Origin of the sequence: Sulfitobacter dubius (genome assembly GCF_027214245.1) — a bacterium.
Taxonomy (GTDB): domain Bacteria; phylum Pseudomonadota; class Alphaproteobacteria; order Rhodobacterales; family Rhodobacteraceae; genus Sulfitobacter; species Sulfitobacter dubius_A.
Genome location: NZ_JAPWHM010000035.1, coordinates 1 through 538, shown reverse-complemented (window position 1 = coordinate 538; position 538 = coordinate 1). Strand labels below are relative to the sequence as shown.

The following is a 538-nucleotide window of genomic DNA, read 5'->3' as shown; positions in this document are numbered from 1 at the left end:
TTGATTTGATCCAGTAGAAGCAAGACTGCTTAACTGGGCAAAAGCATACACATACAATCAGTTGTACATGACTTGGAACACGCTCTGCGTCGCAACGCGCAGAGCGCTTCAGGAATTTATTTGGTTTGGTGATCATAGCGCGAGCAAAACACCTGGTCCCATCCCGAACCCAGCCGTTAAGTGCCGTAGCGCCGATGGTACTGCGTCTTAAGACGTGGGAGAGTAGGTCATCGCCAAACCTAATAAGTTCCTGATAAAAACAGTATCTCTCAACGATGAACAGAATAACAAAACCGCCGTAGCTATAAAGCTGCGGCGGTTTTGTGTTTGGGGGGGCATTTTCTTGCCTAATGCCCGACGTCTTCCGCGCGAACCTTCAGCGAGACCGTCGACGTTGTCGGGGACCTGCTCCCCTGAAATGTCCTCGATTTGAGGTTAGCCTGTTCTCCAATTGAGGAGACAAAAGATGAAGAGAAGCCGTTTCAGCGAAGAACAGATTATTGGCATCCTGAAGGAGCACCAGGCAGGGCTCGGCGCG

Annotated in this window: 1 rRNA gene; it reads left to right on the top strand. The window is 50.6% G+C overall.

The window, feature by feature from the left end:
- Positions 1-124: 124 nt before the first annotated feature.
- Positions 125-239: ribosomal RNA gene (gene rrf / locus O4H31_RS19500) — 5S ribosomal RNA — on the top strand.
- The last annotated feature ends 299 nt before the right edge of the window (positions 240-538 follow it).